This is a genomic window from Klebsiella quasipneumoniae subsp. quasipneumoniae (genome assembly GCF_020525925.1).
Taxonomy (GTDB): Bacteria; Pseudomonadota; Gammaproteobacteria; order Enterobacterales; family Enterobacteriaceae; genus Klebsiella; species Klebsiella quasipneumoniae.
Genome location: NZ_CP084876.1, coordinates 1,580,776 through 1,599,376, shown reverse-complemented (window position 1 = coordinate 1,599,376; position 18,601 = coordinate 1,580,776). Strand labels below are relative to the sequence as shown.

The window sequence follows — 18,601 nt, the reverse complement described above, 5'->3', positions numbered from 1 at the left end:
GCTCAGGGCGCGGTGGCCAGCTCAAGCTCCAGCAGCCAGGTGATGGCGTCATCACGATGAGTGAAGCACATCTCCGGCGAGGGCTGCAGGCTGGCGCACACCTTCGGGCGCAGTGGGGAGCCGAAAATCAGGCACAGATTGTGCTCGGAGAGCTGAATACAGCGGGTATTGGCCGGCTTGCCCTGCGGCATGCCGGGGATCGGCGAGGATATAGAGGGGGCGATGCAACATGCGCCACAATCAGTACGACATTCCACAACCCAGCTCCCAAACGCTCATTTTGCGCCACAGCCTAAACGTTTTGCCAGAAGATAGCAAAACTCGCGAATTCCACTTGCCTGAACGCCCGGGCGCGAGTAGTTTTACGCGATATTTTTGACTCGTTAAGTGACAGGATTACTGCAATGCCAAGAGCGAATGAAATTAAAAAAGGTATGGTGCTGAATTACAACGGCAAGCTGCTGATTGTAAAAAATATCGATATTCAGTCACCCAGCGCCCGCGGTGCTGCGACACTGTATAAAATGCGCTTCTCCGATGTGCGTACCGGCCTGAAAGTAGAAGAGCGCTTCAAAGGCGACGATATCGTCGATACCGTGACCCTGACCCGCCGTTTCGTTGACTTCTCCTATGTCGATGGCAACGAATACGTGTTCATGGATAAAGAAGACTACACCCCTTACACCTTCACGAAAGAGCAGATCGAAGAAGAGCTGCAGTTTATTCCGGAAGGCGGCATGCCGGATATGCAGGTGTTGACCTGGGATGGTCAGCTGCTGGCGCTTGAGCTGCCGCAGACCGTGGACCTGGAAATTATCGAAACCGCGCCGGGTATTAAAGGGGCATCCGCCAGCTCCCGCACCAAGCCTGCCACCATGAGCACCGGCCTGGTGATTCAGGTGCCGGAATACCTGACCACAGGTGAGAAAATCCGCATTCATATCGAAGAGTGCCGCTATATGGGCCGCGCGGATTAATTTTCCGTGACGAGTTGACCAGAAAAAAGGACAGCCGCTGGCTGTCCTTTTTGTTATCCCCGTTGCCGCGATTACAGCAGTTCAGGGTATTTGGTCATCTTCAGCGCCAGCTCCACGCCGCGCACTTCCGCCATCCCCTTGAGACGGCCAATCGCCGAATAGCCTGGGTTGGTTTTCTTGCGCAGATCGTCCAGCATCTGATGACCATGATCCGGACGGAACGGGATCGGGCGCAGATCGCCGGCCTGTTTACGCCGCTGCTCTTCACGCAGAATCGCATCCACCACCGCCACCATATTGACGTCGCCGCTAAGGTGCGCCGCCTCGTGGAAGGTTTTCGGGTTCGCCTCGCGGCAGGTGGCGCGCAGATGGGTAAAGTGGATGCGATCGCCAAAGGTTTCCACCATCTTCACCAGATCGTTATCGGCGCGGACGCCATAGGATCCGGTGCACATGGTAAAGCCGTTATTGATGCTGTCCACTGTCTCTTTCAGCCACTGCATATCTTCGATGGTCGACACGATACGCGGCAGGCCCAGGATCGGCCGCGGCGGATCGTCCGGATGCACTGCCAGTCGGATCCCCACCTCTTCGCACACCGGTACGATGGCCCGCAGGAAATAGGCCATATTTTCGCGCAGCTGCGCTTTATCGATGTGGTCATATTCCGCCAGGCGCGCGCGGAACTGGTCGAGGGTGTAGCCCTCTTCCGCCCCCGGCAGGCCGGCGATGATATTGCGGGTCAGTTTCTCAATGTCCGCTTCGCTCATCGCCTTGTAATACGCCTCGGCCTGGCGCTGCTCTTCTTCGCTGTAATCCGCTTCCGCCCCCGGGCGTTTGAGGATATGCAGTTCAAAGGCGGCGAAGGCGATCTGATCGAAACGCAGCGCCCGGGAGCCGTCCGGCAGCTCATATTCCAGATCGGTGCGCGTCCAGTCGAGGATCGGCATAAAGTTGTAGCATACGGTATCGATGCCGCAGGCCGCGAGGTTGCGGATGCTCTGCTGATAGTTGGCAATCCAGGTCGCATACTGTCCGCTGTGGGTTTTAATATCCTCGTGCACCGGAATGCTTTCGACCACCGACCAGGTCAGCCCTTTCGCCGCTAACAGCGCCTGACGCTCTTTAATCTCGTCGACCGGCCAGACCTGACCGTTTGCAATATGGTGCAGCGCAGTGACGACCCCGGTCGCCCCCGCCTGTCGTACATCATCAAGCGATACCGGATCGTTCGGCCCATACCACCGCCAGGTTTGCTCCATCGCTATGCCCTCACAAAAGTTGTTATACCAATAATGGCGACAATCATGACGACTACCATACATGTTTCTCGTCAGGCTGCAAACAGAGCCGGCGCATTGATTGATCCAGCTCACAGTCAGCGGATAATTTCGGCTTACCAATTTAATTTCCTGTCATATAACTTTAGACTGGCAATGTTAATAAGCAGTTAAACAGGTGTGTAAAGAATGACAACAATTGCAACCGCTACGCTACCGGAAAACGTGCAACGTCCTCAGTACGATCGCAGCCAGCTCCGCTCGCGTATTGTCCATTTCGGCTTTGGCGCGTTTCATCGCGCGCACCAGGCGCTGCTGACCGATCGCGTGCTGAATAACATCGGCGGCGACTGGGGGATCTGCGAAATTAGTCTGTTCAGCGGCGATACGCTGATGAGCCAGCTTCGCGAACAGGACCACCTGTTTACCGTACTGGAAAAAGGCGCCGACGGTAATCAGCCCATTGTTATCGGCGCGGTACACGAATGCCTGAACGCCAGGCTCGATTCGCTGGCGGCGATTATCGAGAAATTTTGCGAGCCGCAGGTAGCGATTGTCTCGCTGACCATCACGGAAAAAGGCTATTGCATCGATCCGGCGACCGGCAAGCTGGATCCGACGCATCCGCGTATCGTTCACGATCTGGAAAATCCGACGCTGCCGCAGTCGGCTCCCGGTATTTTAGTTGAAGCGCTGGCCCGCCGCCGGGAACGAGGCCTGTCGCCCTTTACCGTGCTCTCCTGCGATAACATTCCCGACAACGGCCACGTGGTGAAAAATGCCGTCCTCGGCATGGCGGAAAAACGCAGTCCGGCGCTGGCGAGCTGGATCACCGACAACGTTAGCTTCCCGGGCACCATGGTGGATCGCATTGTTCCCGCCGCCACCGCGGAGTCGCTGGCGGAAATCGCCGCCGTGCTGGGGGTGGAAGATCCCTGCGCCATCAGCTGCGAACCCTTCATTCAGTGGGTGGTCGAAGACCACTTTGTCGCCGGGCGCCCCGCCTGGGAGACGGCGGGCGTGCAGATGACCGACGACGTGCTGCCCTGGGAGCAGATGAAGCTGCGGATGCTCAACGGCAGCCACTCTTTCCTCGCCTGGCTTGGCTATCTGGCAGGTCATGCGCACGTCAGCGACTGCATGCAGGATGAGGTCTTCCGCCGCGCCGCCCGCCAGCTGATGCTTGACGAACAGGCCCCGACGCTGACCATTACCGGCGTCGATCTGGCGGCCTATGCCGACAGCCTGATCGCGCGCTTCAGCAACCCGGCGCTCAAACACCGTACCTGGCAAATCGCCATGGACGGCAGCCAGAAGCTGCCCCAGCGTATGCTCGACGGTATTCGCGTGCATCTTGAGCGCGGCAGCCGCTGGCCGCTGCTGGCCCTCGGCGTAGCCGGCTGGATGCGCTACGTCAGCGGTACGGACGATGCCGGTCAGGCCATCGACGTCCGCGATCCGCTGGTGGACAAGATCCAGCAGCGGGTGGCGCAGAGCGATGAGCAGCAGCGCGTTGACGCCCTGCTGGGTCTGGAGGAAATATTTGGCCGCGACCTGCCGCGCAACGCGCAGTTTGTCGCCGGGATCCGCGCCGCCTGGCAGCAGCTGGCGATGCACGGCGCCCGCGAGGCGGTTGCCCGCGCGCTCAATTCTTAACAATATTTGCGCTTATGCGGACAGAATTTCCTTCTGTCCGCCTCAGGACTTCTCTTTTCCCTCTTTTTTCGTCAGGATAGGCGTAACTGTTACAACATTACATTTATCCTGGAGAAAAGAGTGACCAGAACCAATTTGATCACCGGCTTTCTCGGCAGCGGTAAGACGACCTCGATTCTTCATCTACTGGCGCAGAAGCCTGCGGATGAAAAATGGGCCGTACTGGTTAACGAGTTTGGCGAAGTCGGGATAGACGGCGCCCTGCTGGCCGACAGCGGCGCCCTGCTCAAGGAGATCCCCGGCGGCTGCATGTGCTGTGTCAATGGCCTGCCGATGCAGGTCGGGTTGAATACCCTGCTGCGCCAGGGGAAACCCGATCGTCTGTTGATTGAGCCCACCGGACTTGGCCATCCAAAGCAGATCCTCGATATCCTCACCGCGGCGGTGTATGAACCCTGGATCGATCTGCGCGCGACCCTGTGCATCCTCGATCCGCGTCAGCTACTGGACGAGAAAGCGGTCAACAACGACAACTTTCGCGACCAGCTGGCGGCGGCGGACATCATCGTGGCCAATAAAAGCGATCGGGAAACGCCCGAAAGCGCTCAGGCGTTTGTCGACTGGTGGCAACGCTGGGGCGGCGATCGCCGCCAGGTGTCAGCGACCCAGGGTAATATCGACCTGGCCCTGCTTGATGAACCGCGGCGCAACACCGCCCCGCTGCCGGCGAGCGCGGAGCACGCTCACCGCCATCCCCCCACAGCCGGTCTCGCCGCCCTTAGTCTGGCGGAACACCAGCGCTGGCGCCGCCACCTTAACAGCGGCCAGAGCTATCAGGCCTGCGGCTGGATCTTCGACGCGGAAACGGTCTTTGACACCATCGCCCTGCTGGAGTGGGCCCGGCTGGCGCCGGTGGCGCGCGTCAAAGGTGTGCTGCGCATTGCCGAAGGGGCGGTGCGGATCAACCGCCAGGGCGAGGATCTGCATATCGAGACCCTTAGCGTCGCCCCGCCCGATAGCCGCATCGAGCTTATCTCCGCCCATGAAGCCGACTGGAACGCGCTCCAGACCTCATTGTTGAGGCTTCGTTTAAGTTAAGGCGGCTAAGGTTGCCGCCGACTGTCACAAAATCGCAATGGCTATGATGAAAAACCGAATTCCTTTAATCCTGCTGCTTAACATCGCGGGTGTGGCGCTATTTTGCTCCTGGTATCTGCCAGCCAACCACGGCGCGTGGGCGCCGGTAGACGCCGCGATCTTCCATTTCTTTAACCATGGCGTCAGCGTCAGCCGCGCTTACGCCTGGCTGCTGGCGATCATCAACAATCGCGCCTTCGACGCCTGCTCGCTGCTGGCGATGGGTTGCCTGATGCTCAGCTACTGGCTCAAGGCGCCGGCGGCAGGCCGTCGTCAGATCGCCATTATGGGCGTGGTGATGCTGCTGGCGGCGGTGATCATCAACCAGCTGGCGCAACACCTGATGCCGGTTCAGCGCGCCAGTCCGTCGCTGTTTTTTAACGGTGTCACCCGCGTCAGCGACGTCGTTAATTTCCCCACTAAGGATGCTTCCAAGGACAGCTTCCCCGGCGATCATGGGATGATGCTGCTGATCTTCGCGAGCTTTATGTGGCGCTATTTTGGCCGCCGCGCGCTGGCCGTGGCGCTGGTGATATTTGTGGTCTTTGCTTTCCCGCGGGTGATGATTGGCGCCCACTGGTTCAGCGATATTGCCGTCGGCTCTCTGACCGCCGTGCTGATTGGCGCGCCCTGGGTATTGATGACGCCGCTGAGCGATAAACTGATCGCCTTTTTCGATCGCTACTTACCCGGCGGAATATCGGCCAAATAAAGCCGCGGGCCGCCGCCAGGGGCATTATCTATAAGGGGACCTTTTGGGTCCCTTTTTTCAATTGTCCTTTTTTTCAACATCGCGTTCATCTTCTTGTCACATTAATCCCGTGACAAATGAAGGAATTGTCTGTTTTTTGCCCGTAATTGCCGCAATTTTGTCCTTTCCCGATGATTCACTTTTTGTCACCAAAATACTTATAAGAAATCGCGCAAAACCGCTCGCCATGCGGCGTTTGATAGGGTAATCTCGTTCTCGTTTTGCCTTTTCCGCAACATTAATTCAGGCCCTGAATAAAATTGTGCGTGACTGCACAAATTTAAGCTTAAGGAATTGTCTCATTGCGGATGGGTATTTAGGCTCTAACACGTTTGGCATTTTTTATAACGACATTGTCGTTAAGGACAACAAGGGAAAATAAACAGCATGGTCAAATCTCAGCCGATTTTGAGATACATCTTGCGGGTAGCCCCCGCGATTGCAGTAGCGGTTCTGCTTTCCGCGTGTAGTTCAACAAGTACCGCCAGGAATATGCATTCTGAGACGCATGCTGTGGGTAGTGGCGATTTATCATCACTGCAAGCCTCTCAGGATGAATTTGAAACGATGGTCCGTAACCTGGACGTGAAGTCCCGTTTAATGGATCAGTATGCCAGCTGGAAAGGCGTGCGTTACCGCCTCGGCGGCAGCACTCGCAAAGGTATCGACTGCTCGGCGTTCGTGCAGCGCACCTTCCGCGAACAATTTGGTCTGGAACTGCCGCGTTCAACTTCTGAACAGCAGGAAACCGGAAAATCGATTTCCCGTACCCAGCTGCGTACTGGCGATCTGGTTCTGTTCCGCGCCGGCTCTACCGGCCGCCATGTCGGGATCTACCTCGGCAACAATCAGTTTGTTCACGCCTCTACCAGCAGCGGAGTGACCATCTCCAGCATGGATGAGCCATACTGGAAAAAGCGCTACAACGAAGCGCGTCGAGTCCTGAGCCGCTCGTAAACTGTCCTCTACCGCCGCCGGTTATCCCTTGGCTGGAAGCGGGATAAAAAACACTGCCCCGGCAGTGTTTTTTTTTGCCACCTGATTCTGAACGACGCAAAATAAGCTATGTCTTTTAAGTGGGAATGAGAAAAACGACGACTGACAACCCGTTGCTGCGCATCAATAACACGGAAAGACTATAGCTATGCTGACTCGCTACTTTTCGCCCCAGCGTAAAACCTGGCTAACCAGCCTGTGCGTGGGCATTATCGTCGCGCTACTGGCTGGCAGCATTCAGTTTATGGTGATTTACCATAACCGGGCCGAGCGTTTCGACGCCATTATCAACAATGTTAATACCTATCTGAAAAGCTATTTTCACGACCTGCGCCAGACCATTGACGGCCTGCAGCCGCTGGTGGAGCAGCCCTGCGAGAATATTGACTCCGGGCTCACCTCCCACGCCGCGTTCAGCCCTAACGTCCGCGCTTTCCTGCTGGTCAAAAACGGCGTGGCCTTTTGCTCCTCGGCAACCGGCGCCATGAATACCCCCCTCACCCAGCTGATCCCGGCCATTGATATCCGCAAACCCCTTGATATGGCGATTTTGCCAGGCACGCCGATGATGCCGAAGAGCGCGGCGCTGGCGCTATGGGTAGGCAAACCCGGTGATGAAAACAGCGGCATTTTCGTGTCGATTAACGCCAATCTCACGCCGTATATCCTCTATTCCGCACGGCAGAATGATTTCAGCGGTATTGCGCTGGTCATCGGCCACACCGCTATCTCCACCTTCAGTAACCGGCTGGTGGATCCGCAAACGCTGCATAACGTGCCTATCCGCGAAGTGCAGATCGACGGTTTCCCCCTCAAGGTCTACCTGTATGCCAACAGCTGGCTGGCGGAAAATACGCAGTTTGCTCTGCTGCTCGGGGTGGTGTGCGGCCTGCTGGCGGGGCTGCTCTGCTATTACGTGCTGTCGATCAAATCCGATCCGCGAAAATCCATCCTGCTGGGGATCAAAAACAACCAGTTCTACGTCGTCTATCAGCCGGTGGTGAATGCCCAGACTCTGCGTATCAGCGGCGTGGAGGTCCTGATGCGCTGGCGCCATCCGGTGGTGGGCGAAATTCCTCCTGACGTCTTTATTAACCTCGCGGAAACCCAGCAGATGATCGTGCCGCTGACCGATCACCTGCTGGCGCTGATCGCCCGCGACGCGCCGGCGCTGAAGCGTATTCTGCCGCACGGCGTCAAGCTGGGGCTCAATATTTCCCCCGCCCATCTTCAGGCCGACAGCTTCCGCGACGATATGCTGCGCTTCGCCGCCGCGCTGCCCGCCAGCCATTTTCACGTGGTGCTGGAGGTCACAGAGCGGGCGATGATTGACAAAGAAAAATCGGTCGCTAACTTCGCCTGGCTGCACCAGCACGGTTTTGAAATCGCGATCGATGATTTTGGCACCGGGCATAGCGCGTTGATCTATCTCGAACGCTATAACTTCGATTATCTGAAGATCGATCGCGGCTTTGTGCAGGCGATCGGCACCGAAACCGTCACCTCGCCAGTGCTGGATGCGGTGCTGACCCTCAGCCGTCGGCTGAAATTGATGACCGTTGCCGAAGGGGTGGAGACCCAGGAGCAGGCGGAGTGGCTCCGCGCTCAGGGAGTGCATTTCCTGCAGGGGTACTGGATCAGCCGGCCGCTGTCGCTGGCGGCGCTAGTGGCCGCGCACGATGAACCCGCGAATTATTTCACAACGCGTTAAGTCTCACTTATGATGCGGGAACAGAAGTCGGCCACGGGGGCCGGCTATGACAGGGTATTCTGCCGCCTATGTATGCGCGACTTTTTCTGCTTCTGCTTGCTCTGTTTAGCCTGAGCGCTAAAGCGCAATCCATTCAGGAAAGCGTCGCCTTCGCGATTATCGGCGAACCCAAATACGCCGCCGATTTCAGCCATTTTGATTATGTTAATCCACAGGCGCCGAAAGGCGGCACCCTCACCCTGGCGGCGATTGGCACCTTTGACAACTTCAACCGCTACGCGCTGCGCGGCAATCCGGCGGTACGCACTGAGGCGCTCTACGATCCCCTGTTCACCACCTCGGATGATGAGCCCGGCAGCTACTATCCGCTGATTGCCGAACGGGCGCGCTACGCCGGGGACTATTCATGGATGGAGATCGCCCTCAACCCGCGCGCCCGTTTTCACGACGGCACGCCAATCACCGCCCGCGATGTCGCTTTTACCTTCAATAAGTTTATGACCGAAGGGGTGCCGCAGTTCCGCCTCTTTTATAAAGGCACCACCGTGAAGGCCATCGCGCCGTTGACCGTGCGTATCGACCTCGGCCAGCCCGGTAAAGAGAACATGCTGAGCCTGCTGAGCCTGCCGGTGATGCCCGAGGCGTTCTGGCGTCATCACAAACTCAGCGACCCGCTGTCAAAGCCGCCGCTGGCCAGCGGGCCCTACCGCATCAGCGCCTGGCGGATGGGACAGTATATTACCTATTCCCGGGTCGCCGACTACTGGGCGGCCGACCTGCCGGTCAACCGCGGTCGCTGGAACTTCGATACGCTGCGCTATGACTATTATCTTGACGACAACGTCGCTTTCGAAGCCTTTAAAGCCGGGGCCGTCGACCGCCGGGAAGAGACGGTCGCCAAAAACTGGGCCACCCGCTACGTCGGCCGCAACTTCAGCCGCGGCTACATCATTAAAGAGGAGTATGCCAACACCTCGGCGCAGGATACCCAGTGGCTGGCGTTCAATATTCAGCGCCCGGTATTCGCCGATCGCCGGGTGCGGGAGGCCATTACCCTGGCGTTTGATTTTGAATGGATGAACAAGGCGCTGTTTTACAGCGCGTATCAGCGCGCCAACAGCTATTTCCAGAACACCGAATATGCCGCCCGCAGCCTGCCCGACGCGGCCGAGCTGGCCCTGCTGACGCCGATGAAAAACGAACTGCCCCCCGAGCTCTTCAGCCAGGTTTACCAGCCGCCGGTCTCCCGCGGCGATGGCTTCGACCGCGCCAACTTACTCCAAGCCGACGCCCTGCTTAACGCGGCGGGCTGGACGGTGAAGAACCAGCGCCGGGTTAACGCCGCCACCGGCAAGCCGCTGCGCTTTGAACTGCTGATGCCGGCCGGAAGCAATGACCGCTGGGTGCTGCCGTTTCAGCACAACCTGCAGCGCCTGGGGATCGTCATGGATATTCGTCAGGTGGATAACTCGCAGTACAGCAACCGCCGCCGCAGCCGCGATTACGACATGATGCCGAGCCTGTGGCGCGCCATGCCCTGGCCGGGCACTGACCTGCAAATCTCCTGGGCGTCGGACTATATTCACTCCAGCTACAACGCGCCGGGGGTGCAAAGTCCGGTGGTGGATAAACTGATTGCGCAGATCCTGCAGTGGCAGGGTAATAAGCAGAAGCTGATCCCGCTTGGCCGGGCGCTGGACCGCGTCCTCACCTGGAACCACTACATGTTGCCGATGTGGTATATGGCGCAGGACCGCACCGCGTGGTGGAATAAATTCTCGTTCCCCCAAACCCGCCCCATTTATTCGTCCGGCCTTGATACCTGGTGGTATGACGCGAACAAAGCGGCCACCCTCCCCGCGGACAGACGCTAAGGACATACCATGGGCAGCTACCTGATCCGCCGTTTGCTGTTAGTGATCCCCACCCTGTGGGCCATCATTACCATTAACTTTTTTATTGTACAGATCGCTCCCGGCGGCCCGGTCGACCAGGCCATCGCCGCCATCGAATTTGGTCAGCACGGCGGAATGCCAGGCGCCGGCGACGGCGGGATGGGCGCCAGCCATGCCCGCACCGGCGCCGGCAATATCAGCGAGGGTCACTATCGCGGGGGGCGCGGCCTCGATCCGGAAGTCATCGCCGAGATCACCCACCGCTACGGCTTCGACAAACCGCTGCACGAGCGCTACCTGAAGATGCTGGGCGATTATCTGCGCTTTGATTTTGGCGACAGCCTGTTTCGCAGCGCCTCCGTGCTGCAGCTGATTAAAGACAGCCTGCCGGTCTCGGTGAGCCTCGGGCTGTGGAGCACGCTGATCATCTATCTGGTCTCCATTCCGCTGGGCATCCGCAAAGCCGTCAGCAACGGCAGCCGCTTTGACATCTGGAGCAGTACGCTGATTATCGTTGGCTATGCGATCCCCGCCTTTCTGTTCGCCATCCTGCTGATCGTGATTTTCGCCGGCGGCAGCTATTTCGACCTCTTCCCGCTACGCGGTCTGGTCTCGCCAAACTTCGACACCCTCCCGTGGTATGAAAAGATCCTCGACTATCTGTGGCACATCACCCTGCCGGTGCTGGCGACGGTGATCGGCGGCTTTGCCGCCCTGACCATGCTGACTAAAAACAGCTTCCTTGACGAGATCCGCAAACAGTATGTGGTCACCGCCCGCGCCAAAGGCGTCGGTGAGAAACAGATCCTCTGGGGACATGTGTTCCGCAACGCCATGCTGCTGGTGATCGCCGGTTTCCCGGCCACCTTTATCAGTATGTTCTTTACCGGCTCGCTGCTGATCGAAGTGATGTTCTCCCTGAATGGTCTGGGGCTACTGGGCTATGAAGCGACGGTCTCCCGCGACTATCCGGTGATGTTCGGCACGCTCTATATTTTCACCCTGATCGGCCTGCTGTTGAATATCGTCAGCGATATCAGCTATACGCTGGTCGACCCGCGTATTGATTTTGAGGGCCGCTAATGTCGTTCTTCAGTCCCGTTAATCAGGCCCGCTGGGCGCGCTTTCGCCACAACCGTCGCGGTTACTGGTCGCTGTGGCTGTTTTTAATCCTCTTCCTCTGCAGCCTGGGGGCTGAGCTGCTGGCCAACGATCGGCCGCTGCTGGTGCAGTACCGGGGCCAGCTGTACGTCCCGGTGTTAAAAAACTATACCGAGCAGACCTTCGGCGGCGCATTCGCCACCGCCGCCGACTATCAGGATCCCTGGCTGCAGCAGCAGCTGGCCAGCCACGGCTGGGCGCTTTGGCCGCCGGTGCGCTTCGGCGCGACGACGATCAATTTTGCCAGCACGGTTCCTTTTCCATCGCCGCCCTCGGCCAGCAACTGGCTCGGCACCGACGCCAACGGCGGCGATGTGCTGGCGCGGATCCTTTATGGGACGCGCATCTCGGTACTGTTTGGTCTGCTGCTGACGCTGTTCTCCAGCGTGCTGGGGGTGCTGGCCGGTGCGATACAAGGTTATTACGGCGGTAAAATCGACCTCTGGGGGCAGCGTTTTATCGAAGTCTGGTCCGGTATGCCGACGCTGTTTCTGATCATCCTGCTCTCCAGCGTCGTGCAGCCGGGCTTCTGGTGGCTGCTGGCGATCACCGTCCTGTTTGGCTGGATGACGCTGGTGGGCGTGGTGCGCGCTGAATTTCTCCGCACCCGCAACTACGACTATATCCGGGCGGCGCAGGCGTTAGGGGTCAGCGACCGGCAGATCATCCTGCGGCATATGCTGCCCAACGCGATGGTGGCGACCCTCACCTTCCTGCCTTTTATTCTCTGCAGCTCTATTACCACCCTGACGTCGCTGGATTTTCTCGGCTTCGGCCTGCCGCTCGGCTCGCCCTCCCTCGGCGAGCTGCTCCTGCAGGGCAAAAACAACCTGCAGGCGCCCTGGCTGGGCATTGCCGCGTTTCTCTCTGTCGCCGTGCTGCTGACGCTGCTGATTTTCATCGGTGAAGCGGTGCGCGACGCCTTTGACCCCAGTAAGGCGGTATAATATGACCCACCCGCTGTTAGCTATCGACAATCTCTCTATCGCCTTTCGCCAGCAGGGGGAGACGCAGACCGTCGTGCATAATCTGTCGCTCGAGGTGGCGGCCGGCGAAACGCTGGCCCTGGTGGGGGAATCCGGCTCCGGTAAGAGCATCTCCGCCCTGTCGGTGCTGCGGCTGCTCCCTACCCCGCCGGCCAGCTACCCCAGCGGCGATATCCGTTTTCATGGCCAGTCGCTGCTGCATGCGGATGAGGCGACCCTGCGCGGCGTGCGCGGCAACCGGATCGCGATGATCTTTCAGGAGCCGATGGTGTCGCTCAATCCCCTCCATACCCTGGAAAAACAGCTCTACGAGGTGCTGTCGTTACACCGGGGAATGCGCAAAGAGGCGGCGCGCGGGGAGATCCTCGACTGCCTGGAGCGCGTCGGGATCCGTCAGGCGCCGCGGCGGCTGGCGGACTATCCGCACCAGCTCTCGGGCGGCGAGCGCCAGCGGGTGATGATCGCCATGGCGCTGCTGACGCGCCCGGAGCTGTTGATCGCCGACGAGCCGACCACCGCCCTCGATGTGTCAGTGCAGGCGCAAATTCTGCAGCTGCTGCGCGAGCTAAAGCGGGAGCTGAACATGGGGTTGCTGTTTATCACCCATAACCTGAGCATCGTCCGCCAGCTGGCTGACCGGGTGGCGGTGATGCAGAACGGCCGCTGCGTGGAGCACAATCACTGTCGGGCGCTGTTTAGCGCGCCGGCCCATCCTTACACCCAACGCCTGCTGGATAGCGAACCGGACGGCGAGCCGGTGCCGCTGGCCGCCGATGCCCCGGTGCTGCTGCAGGCGGAGGCGTTACAGGTGGCGTTCCCCATTCGTCGGGGGATCCTGCGTCGGGTGGTCGATCACCATCGGGTGGTCAATGATCTCCATTTCCAGCTACGGGCCGGCGAGACGCTGGGTCTGGTGGGAGAATCGGGTTCCGGCAAAAGCACGACCGGTCTTGCGCTGCTGCGCCTGATCCCCTCCGAGGGCAAGATAACCTTTGCCGGCCAGCCGATTCAGGGACGCGGTCGCCGACAGCTGCTGCCGCTGCGCCGACAGATGCAGGTGGTTTTTCAGGATCCGAACTCGTCGCTCAATCCGCGCCTGACGGCGCAGCAGATCATTGAGGAGGGCCTGCGCGTCCACCAGCCGACGCTGACGGCGGCTGAACGCGAACAGGCGGTGATCCTTGCCATGCAGGAGGTCGGCCTCGACCCGGCCAGCCGCCAGCGCTACCCGGCGGCTTTCTCCGGCGGCCAGCGCCAGCGTATCGCCATCGCCAGAGCGTTAATCGTCAAGCCGCAGCTGATCGTCCTTGACGAGCCGACCTCCTCGCTGGATAAAACCGTTCAGGCGCAGATCCTGAATCTGCTGAAAGCGTTACAGCTGAAGCATCAGCTGGCCTATATTTTTATCAGCCATGATTTAGGCGTGGTGCGCGCGCTGTGTCACCAGGTGATGGTGCTGCGGCAGGGAGTGGTGGTCGAACAGGGCGAGTGCCAGTCCGTCTTCAGCGCGCCCCGGCATGAGTATACCCGCCAGCTGCTGGCGCTAAGCTGACGGTCAGAAAGGGTTATTGCCGGAGAAGGGCTCGGCGATCGCCACGCCAAAGTTTTTCAGACGACAGGTGGCGGCAAACTCATCCTGCAGATTAACGAACAGGCAGGGCTCGCCTTCGCACTCCAGAACGGAACAGTCGACTTCGATGTCGCTTAACGCCTGGCTGAGCTTATGCATCACCGGCCAGGCTTTTTCACCGTCCGGACTCAGCAACTTCAGGGCGACGAGACTGTTTTCGTTCTGCGCGCCGTTTTGCGGAATCGGTTCAACTCTGGAACCCGCAAAACCGGCCAGCCAGCGATAGCTCTGCGGCAGACGGTGTACGATAGAGAGTTGTTGTGTATTCACGTGGTTTCCCCGGAAGCAAAAGGCTTCACAATAAATTTACATCAATATTAACACACTGTTGACAAATAGTCCTGCTCAGACGCAGAAAACGTTTACAGCCGCGGCGGCCCAGGGTTAAGCGCTTATATTCCAGCGTGTTATTTTTTCACCCGGCAAGCCGATTGGCGCTATATGTACCCGTTTCTGTGATCCAAAACAACTTTTTTATCGCAACAATGCGACTTTTTACACTAATTGATTTTACATAAAGGAAACAAATCGCAGAACCCTGAAGCCCATTGCGGTTGACGTGCATCAAGAAAGGGGCGATTTCGCCCCTGAAAATGTGACCTAGCGTGCGATTTTTCGCCGGCGGGAAGCGTAAAGGGAGAAGAAAATAGAGCTGGTGGCGCAGAAGGCGATGGAGATTAACATCGGCCAGGCGGTGGTAAAGGTGGCCATCGACAGCAGCGCGCCGATAATCGCCCCGATACCAAAGCGGAAAGTCCCCGCCAGCGACGAAGCGGTGCCCGCCATATGCGGAAACTCATCGAGGATCACCGCCATAGCGTTCGACGACACCATCGATACGCAGCCAACGAAGGCCGCCACGCCGATGACCAGCGACCAAAAGCCGACATCGAGCAGCGCGCAAACCACCATCCACACCGCCATGGCAAACTGGATCCACAGCCCGGCGCGGAACATGCGCAACGCCCCTACCCGCCGCACAAACCGGCTGTTGAACATGGTCATCAGGAACAGAAAGACAATGTTCAGCGCAAAATAGTAGCCAAAGTGCTGAGGCGCGACGTGGTTAATATTGATATAGACGAAAGGCCCGGCGCTAAGGAAAGAGAACATGCCCGCGAAGCTAAACCCGCTCGCCAGCATATAGCTCAGGACCCGCTTATGGCGGAACAGGGTGGCAAAGTTACCCATCGTGGTGCGCAGGTGGAACGGCTGACGCCTTTCAGCCGGCAGCGTTTCGCGGATAAACAGGCCGATCATCAGCGACGCCAGCAGGGCCGCCAGGGCGAGGATCCAGAAGATGGCATGCCAGCTGAACCAGACCAGCACCGCCCCGCCGACCATCGGCGCCACCAGCGGCGCAATGGTCGTCACCAGCATGACAAACGACATCATCCGCGAAAACTCATCTTTCGGATAGATATCGCGCATCAGGGCGTTGATCACCACGCTGGCCGCCGCAGCCGCCAGACCATGGAAGAAGCGCATGGCGATCAGCATCTCAATGGTCTGCGACAGGGCGCAGGCCACCGCCGCCGCGGCGAAGACCAGCGTTCCGCCGAGGATCACCGGCTTGCGGCCGAGGCTGTCGGCCATTGGACCGTACAGCAGCTGCCCCAGCGCAAAGCCGAGGATATAGGTGCTGAGGGTCATCTGCGCGCTGCCGTCCGGCACGTGGTACTGGGCAGCGATCACCGGCAGGGCCGGGAGATACATATCGATCGACAGCGGCATCAGCATGGCCAGCAGGCCAAGGATAAAGACAATCCCCAGAGACGAATTTTGCTTCAGCGTCACGTTTTGCTCCGTGGCTGCGGAGCGCCCACGCTGGCGATTTCCGCTTCCGTCAGCGGACGATATTCACCCGGCGCCAGAGATTCATCCAGCAGGATGTCGCCGATGCGTTCCCGATGCAGGCCAACCACGTGGTTGCCCACGGCGGCGAACATGCGTTTCACCTGATGGTAGCGGCCTTCGCTAATGGTGAGGCGCACTTCGGTCGGAGTGATAACTTCCAGCACCGCCGGTTTGGTGAGATCTTTTTCGTTATGCAGCTGGACGCCTTTGGCAAACAGCTCCGCGGTCCCTTCCGCCAGCGGGCTTTCCAGCGCCACCAGATAGGTTTTTTCACAGTGGTGTCGCGGCGAGGTAATGCGGTGCGACCATTGGCCGTCATCGGTCATCAGCACCAGTCCGGTGGTGTCGATATCCAGCCGACCGGCGGCATGCAGCTTATGCGCCACCGGCTCGTCGAGGAAATAGAGGATAGTCGGATGATCGGGATCGTCGGTGGAACAGACGTACCCCTGCGGCTTGTTGAGCATAAAATAGCGCAGGCCGTTCTGCTGGGTCAGCGTGTTCCCGTCATACTCCACCTCGTGCTCCGGCTGAAGCTTAAAGGAAGCATCTTTTACAATGTCGCCGTCCACGGTAACGCGGCTGCCGCGGATTTCACGCCCGGCAATAGCCCGGCTGACGCCAAGCTGCTGAGCGATAAACTTATCAAGTCGCATGAGATTTTTTTAGCCTGTCAAAGTGCTGGAGCGGGCAAATCGCCCGAAAAAGAAGAAATTCACTGGCTAGTATAACGGGCTCTTAACACCACTCAAGGGAAAAGATTCATGGCATACTATTCGCGAGTTAATTAGCCCCGTGAATTCATGACTTTTACATTACGTCCCTACCAACAAGAAGCCGTCGATGCCACCCTCGCCTGGTTTCGTCGCCATACCGAGCCGGCGGCGATTGTCCTGCCCACCGGCGCGGGCAAAAGCCTGGTGATCGCCGAGCTTGCCCGACTGGCCCGCGGCCGCGTGCTGGTGCTGGCCCACGTCAAAGAGCTGGTGGCGCAGAATCATGCTAAATACTGCACCCTTGGCCTCGAGGCGGATATCTTTGCCGCCGGACTGCAGCGTAAAGAGAGCCACGGCAAAGTGGTGTTCGGCAGCGTCCAGTCGGTGGCGCGTAATCTGGCGCAATTTCGCAGCGAGTTTTCGCTGCTGATCGTCGATGAATGCCACCGCATCAGCGATGATGACGACAGCCAGTATCAGCAGATCATCAGCCACCTGCGGCAGGTCAACCCGCAGCTCCGGCTGCTCGGCCTGACGGCGACCCCGTTCCGCCTCGGCAAGGGGTGGATCTATCAGTTCCACTACCACGGGATGGTGCGTGGCGATGAAAAAGCGCTGTTCCGCGACTGCATCTATGAGCTGCCGCTGCGCTATATGATTAAGCACGGCTACCTGACGCCGCCGGAACGCCTCGATATGCCGGTGGTACAGTACGATTTCAGCCGCCTGCAGGCGCAAAGCAACGGCCTGTTCAGCGAGGCCGATCTTAATCACGAACTGAAAAAACAGCAGCGCATTACACCGCATATCGTCAGCCAGATCGTGGAGTTCGCCGCAAGCCGCAAAGGGGTGATGATCTTCGCCGCCACCGTGGAGCACGCCCGGGAAGTGACCGGCCTGCTGCCGGCAGGCCAGGCGGCGCTGATCACCGGGGAAACCCCGGGTCCGGAGCGAGATCGCATCATCGAGGCGTTTAAAGCGCAGGCGTATCGCTATCTGGTGAACGTCGCGGTGCTAACCACCGGCTTCGACGCCCCGCACGTCGACCTGATCGCCATCCTCCGCCCCACCGAGTCGGTGAGTCTTTACCAACAGATCGTTGGCCGCGGCCTGCGCCTGGCGCCGGGAAAAACCGACTGTCTGATCCTCGACTACGCCGGCAACCCGCACGACCTGTACGCCCCGGAAGTGGGGACGCCGAAGGGCAAAAGCGACAACGTGCCGGTGCAGGTCTTCTGCCCGGCCTGCGGCTTCGCCAACACCTTCTGGGGCAAAACCACCGCCGACGGCACCTTGATTGAGCATTTTGGCCGCCGCTGCCAGGGGTGGTTCGAAGATGACGACGGCCACCGCGAACAGTGCGACTTCCGCTTTCGTTTCAAAAACTGCCCGCAGTGCAACGCGGAAAACGATATCGCCGCCCGCCGCTGCCGGGAGTGCGACACCATTCTGGTTGACCCGGACGACATGCTGAAGGCGGCGCTGAAGCTGAAGGACGCGCTGGTGCTGCGCTGCAGCGGCATGGCCCTGCAGCACGGTAGCGACGAGAAAGGCCCGTGGCTGAAAATCACCTACTACGATGAGGACGGCGCCGACGTCAGTGAGCGCTTCCGTCTGCAAACGCCCGCCCAGCGTACCGCCTTTGAGCAGTTGTTTATCCGCCCGCATACCCGCACGCCTGGAGTGCCGCTGCGCTGGATAACGCCGGCGGATATCGTGGCCCAGCAGGCGCTGCTGCGCCATCCGGACTTTGTCGTCGCCCGCATGAAAGGCCAGTACTGGCAGGTGCGGGAAAAAGTGTTCGATTATCAGGGGCGTTTTCGCCGCGCCAACGAGCTGCGTTAATCA

The 18,601-nt window shown here is 59.2% G+C and carries 16 protein-coding genes; 11 read left to right on the top strand and 5 right to left on the bottom strand.

What is annotated here, in order from left to right; genetic code table 11:
* Positions 1–2: 2 nt before the first annotated feature.
* Positions 3–257, bottom strand: coding sequence for a YkgJ family cysteine cluster protein (locus tag LGM20_RS07845; protein ID WP_023290454.1), 255 nt, complete (start codon positions 255–257; stop codon positions 3–5).
* 147 nt (positions 258–404) lie between these two features.
* Here LGM20_RS07845 and yeiP point away from each other — a divergent pair, with 147 nt between their 5' ends.
* On the top strand, positions 405–977 hold the full coding sequence (yeiP, locus tag LGM20_RS07840) for an elongation factor P-like protein YeiP (RefSeq protein ID WP_002912951.1): 573 nt from the start codon (positions 405–407) through the stop codon (positions 975–977).
* A 71-nt stretch (positions 978–1,048) separates the two neighbouring features.
* On the opposite strand, the gene uxuA is transcribed toward yeiP, so the two are convergent.
* On the bottom strand, positions 1,049–2,239 hold the full coding sequence (gene uxuA, locus LGM20_RS07835) for a mannonate dehydratase (protein WP_023290455.1): 1,191 nt from the start codon (positions 2,237–2,239) through the stop codon (positions 1,049–1,051).
* Positions 2,240–2,446: 207 nt separating this feature from the next.
* On the opposite strand from uxuA, the gene LGM20_RS07830 reads away from it, so the two are divergent.
* From LGM20_RS07830 to yejF, 9 genes are all read left to right on the top strand, one after another.
* A complete protein-coding gene (locus tag LGM20_RS07830) occupies positions 2,447–3,913 on the top strand; it encodes a mannitol dehydrogenase family protein (protein ID WP_044524225.1) in 1,467 nt (488 codons plus the stop codon).
* A gap of 120 nt (positions 3,914–4,033) precedes the next feature.
* Positions 4,034–5,011 carry a CobW family GTP-binding protein gene (locus LGM20_RS07825; RefSeq protein WP_044524226.1) on the top strand — a complete coding sequence of 326 codons (978 nt, stop codon included), beginning with the start codon at positions 4,034–4,036 and terminating at the stop codon, positions 5,009–5,011.
* Between the two features lie 37 nt (positions 5,012–5,048).
* The gene (locus LGM20_RS07820) at positions 5,049–5,762 is read left to right on the top strand and encodes a phosphatase PAP2 family protein (protein ID WP_072413743.1); all 714 of its coding nucleotides are present in this window, start codon (positions 5,049–5,051) and stop codon (positions 5,760–5,762) included.
* Between the two features lie 426 nt (positions 5,763–6,188).
* Positions 6,189–6,758 (top strand): bifunctional murein DD-endopeptidase/murein LD-carboxypeptidase, encoded by a 570-nt coding sequence (gene mepS / locus LGM20_RS07815; RefSeq protein ID WP_004201653.1) that lies wholly within the window; start codon positions 6,189–6,191, stop codon positions 6,756–6,758.
* Between the two features lie 187 nt (positions 6,759–6,945).
* Positions 6,946–8,508 (top strand): cyclic di-GMP phosphodiesterase, encoded by a 1,563-nt coding sequence (locus tag LGM20_RS07810; RefSeq protein WP_044524227.1) that lies wholly within the window; start codon positions 6,946–6,948, stop codon positions 8,506–8,508.
* Positions 8,509–8,576: 68 nt separating this feature from the next.
* Positions 8,577–10,382: an extracellular solute-binding protein gene (locus LGM20_RS07805; protein ID WP_044524228.1), complete on the top strand. Its 1,806-nt coding sequence runs from the start codon at positions 8,577–8,579 to the stop codon at positions 10,380–10,382.
* Between the two features lie 9 nt (positions 10,383–10,391).
* Positions 10,392–11,486, top strand: coding sequence for a microcin C ABC transporter permease YejB (locus LGM20_RS07800; RefSeq protein ID WP_023290462.1), 1,095 nt, complete (start codon positions 10,392–10,394; stop codon positions 11,484–11,486).
* The gene (locus tag LGM20_RS07795; protein ID WP_023290463.1) at positions 11,486–12,511 is read left to right on the top strand and encodes a microcin C ABC transporter permease; all 1,026 of its coding nucleotides are present in this window, start codon (positions 11,486–11,488) and stop codon (positions 12,509–12,511) included. Before LGM20_RS07800 ends, LGM20_RS07795 begins: the two co-directional genes overlap by 1 nt.
* 1 nt (position 12,512) lies before the next feature.
* The gene (yejF, locus tag LGM20_RS07790; protein WP_032453538.1) at positions 12,513–14,102 is read left to right on the top strand and encodes a microcin C ABC transporter ATP-binding protein YejF; all 1,590 of its coding nucleotides are present in this window, start codon (positions 12,513–12,515) and stop codon (positions 14,100–14,102) included.
* Between the two features lie 3 nt (positions 14,103–14,105).
* Here yejF and LGM20_RS07785 read toward each other — a convergent pair whose 3' ends face one another.
* The 3 genes from LGM20_RS07785 to rsuA form a co-directional block, all read right to left on the bottom strand.
* Complete coding sequence (locus tag LGM20_RS07785; RefSeq protein WP_002912974.1) at positions 14,106–14,450, bottom strand: YejG family protein; 345 nt, start codon at positions 14,448–14,450, stop codon at positions 14,106–14,108.
* Positions 14,451–14,780: 330 nt separating this feature from the next.
* Entirely contained in the window at positions 14,781–15,977 is a 1,197-nt protein-coding gene (locus LGM20_RS07780; protein ID WP_023290465.1) for a Bcr/CflA family multidrug efflux MFS transporter, read from the bottom strand.
* Positions 15,974–16,693 carry a 16S rRNA pseudouridine(516) synthase RsuA gene (gene rsuA, locus LGM20_RS07775; protein ID WP_044524230.1) on the bottom strand — a complete coding sequence of 240 codons (720 nt, stop codon included), beginning with the start codon at positions 16,691–16,693 and terminating at the stop codon, positions 15,974–15,976. Before rsuA ends, LGM20_RS07780 begins: the two co-directional genes overlap by 4 nt.
* 147 nt (positions 16,694–16,840) lie before the next feature.
* Between rsuA and LGM20_RS07770 the strand changes: the two genes are divergently transcribed.
* A complete protein-coding gene (locus LGM20_RS07770; RefSeq protein WP_044524231.1) occupies positions 16,841–18,598 on the top strand; it encodes a DEAD/DEAH box helicase in 1,758 nt (585 codons plus the stop codon).
* Positions 18,599–18,601: the final 3 nt, after the last annotated feature.

Coding starts and splice junctions, on each gene's coding strand:
- yeiP (WP_002912951.1), top strand. CDS start 405: ATGCCAAGAGCGAATGAAATTAAAAAAGGTATGGTGCTGAATTACAAC.
- uxuA (WP_023290455.1), bottom strand. CDS start 2,239: ATGGAGCAAACCTGGCGGTGGTATGGGCCGAACGATCCGGTATCGCTT.
- LGM20_RS07830 (WP_044524225.1), top strand. CDS start 2,447: ATGACAACAATTGCAACCGCTACGCTACCGGAAAACGTGCAACGTCCT.
- LGM20_RS07820 (WP_072413743.1), top strand. CDS start 5,049: ATGGCTATGATGAAAAACCGAATTCCTTTAATCCTGCTGCTTAACATC.
- mepS (WP_004201653.1), top strand. CDS start 6,189: ATGGTCAAATCTCAGCCGATTTTGAGATACATCTTGCGGGTAGCCCCC.
- LGM20_RS07810 (WP_044524227.1), top strand. CDS start 6,946: ATGCTGACTCGCTACTTTTCGCCCCAGCGTAAAACCTGGCTAACCAGC.
- LGM20_RS07805 (WP_044524228.1), top strand. CDS start 8,577: ATGTATGCGCGACTTTTTCTGCTTCTGCTTGCTCTGTTTAGCCTGAGC.
- LGM20_RS07800 (WP_023290462.1), top strand. CDS start 10,392: ATGGGCAGCTACCTGATCCGCCGTTTGCTGTTAGTGATCCCCACCCTG.
- LGM20_RS07795 (WP_023290463.1), top strand. CDS start 11,486: ATGTCGTTCTTCAGTCCCGTTAATCAGGCCCGCTGGGCGCGCTTTCGC.
- yejF (WP_032453538.1), top strand. CDS start 12,513: ATGACCCACCCGCTGTTAGCTATCGACAATCTCTCTATCGCCTTTCGC.
- rsuA (WP_044524230.1), bottom strand. CDS start 16,693: ATGCGACTTGATAAGTTTATCGCTCAGCAGCTTGGCGTCAGCCGGGCT.
- LGM20_RS07770 (WP_044524231.1), top strand. CDS start 16,841: ATGACTTTTACATTACGTCCCTACCAACAAGAAGCCGTCGATGCCACC.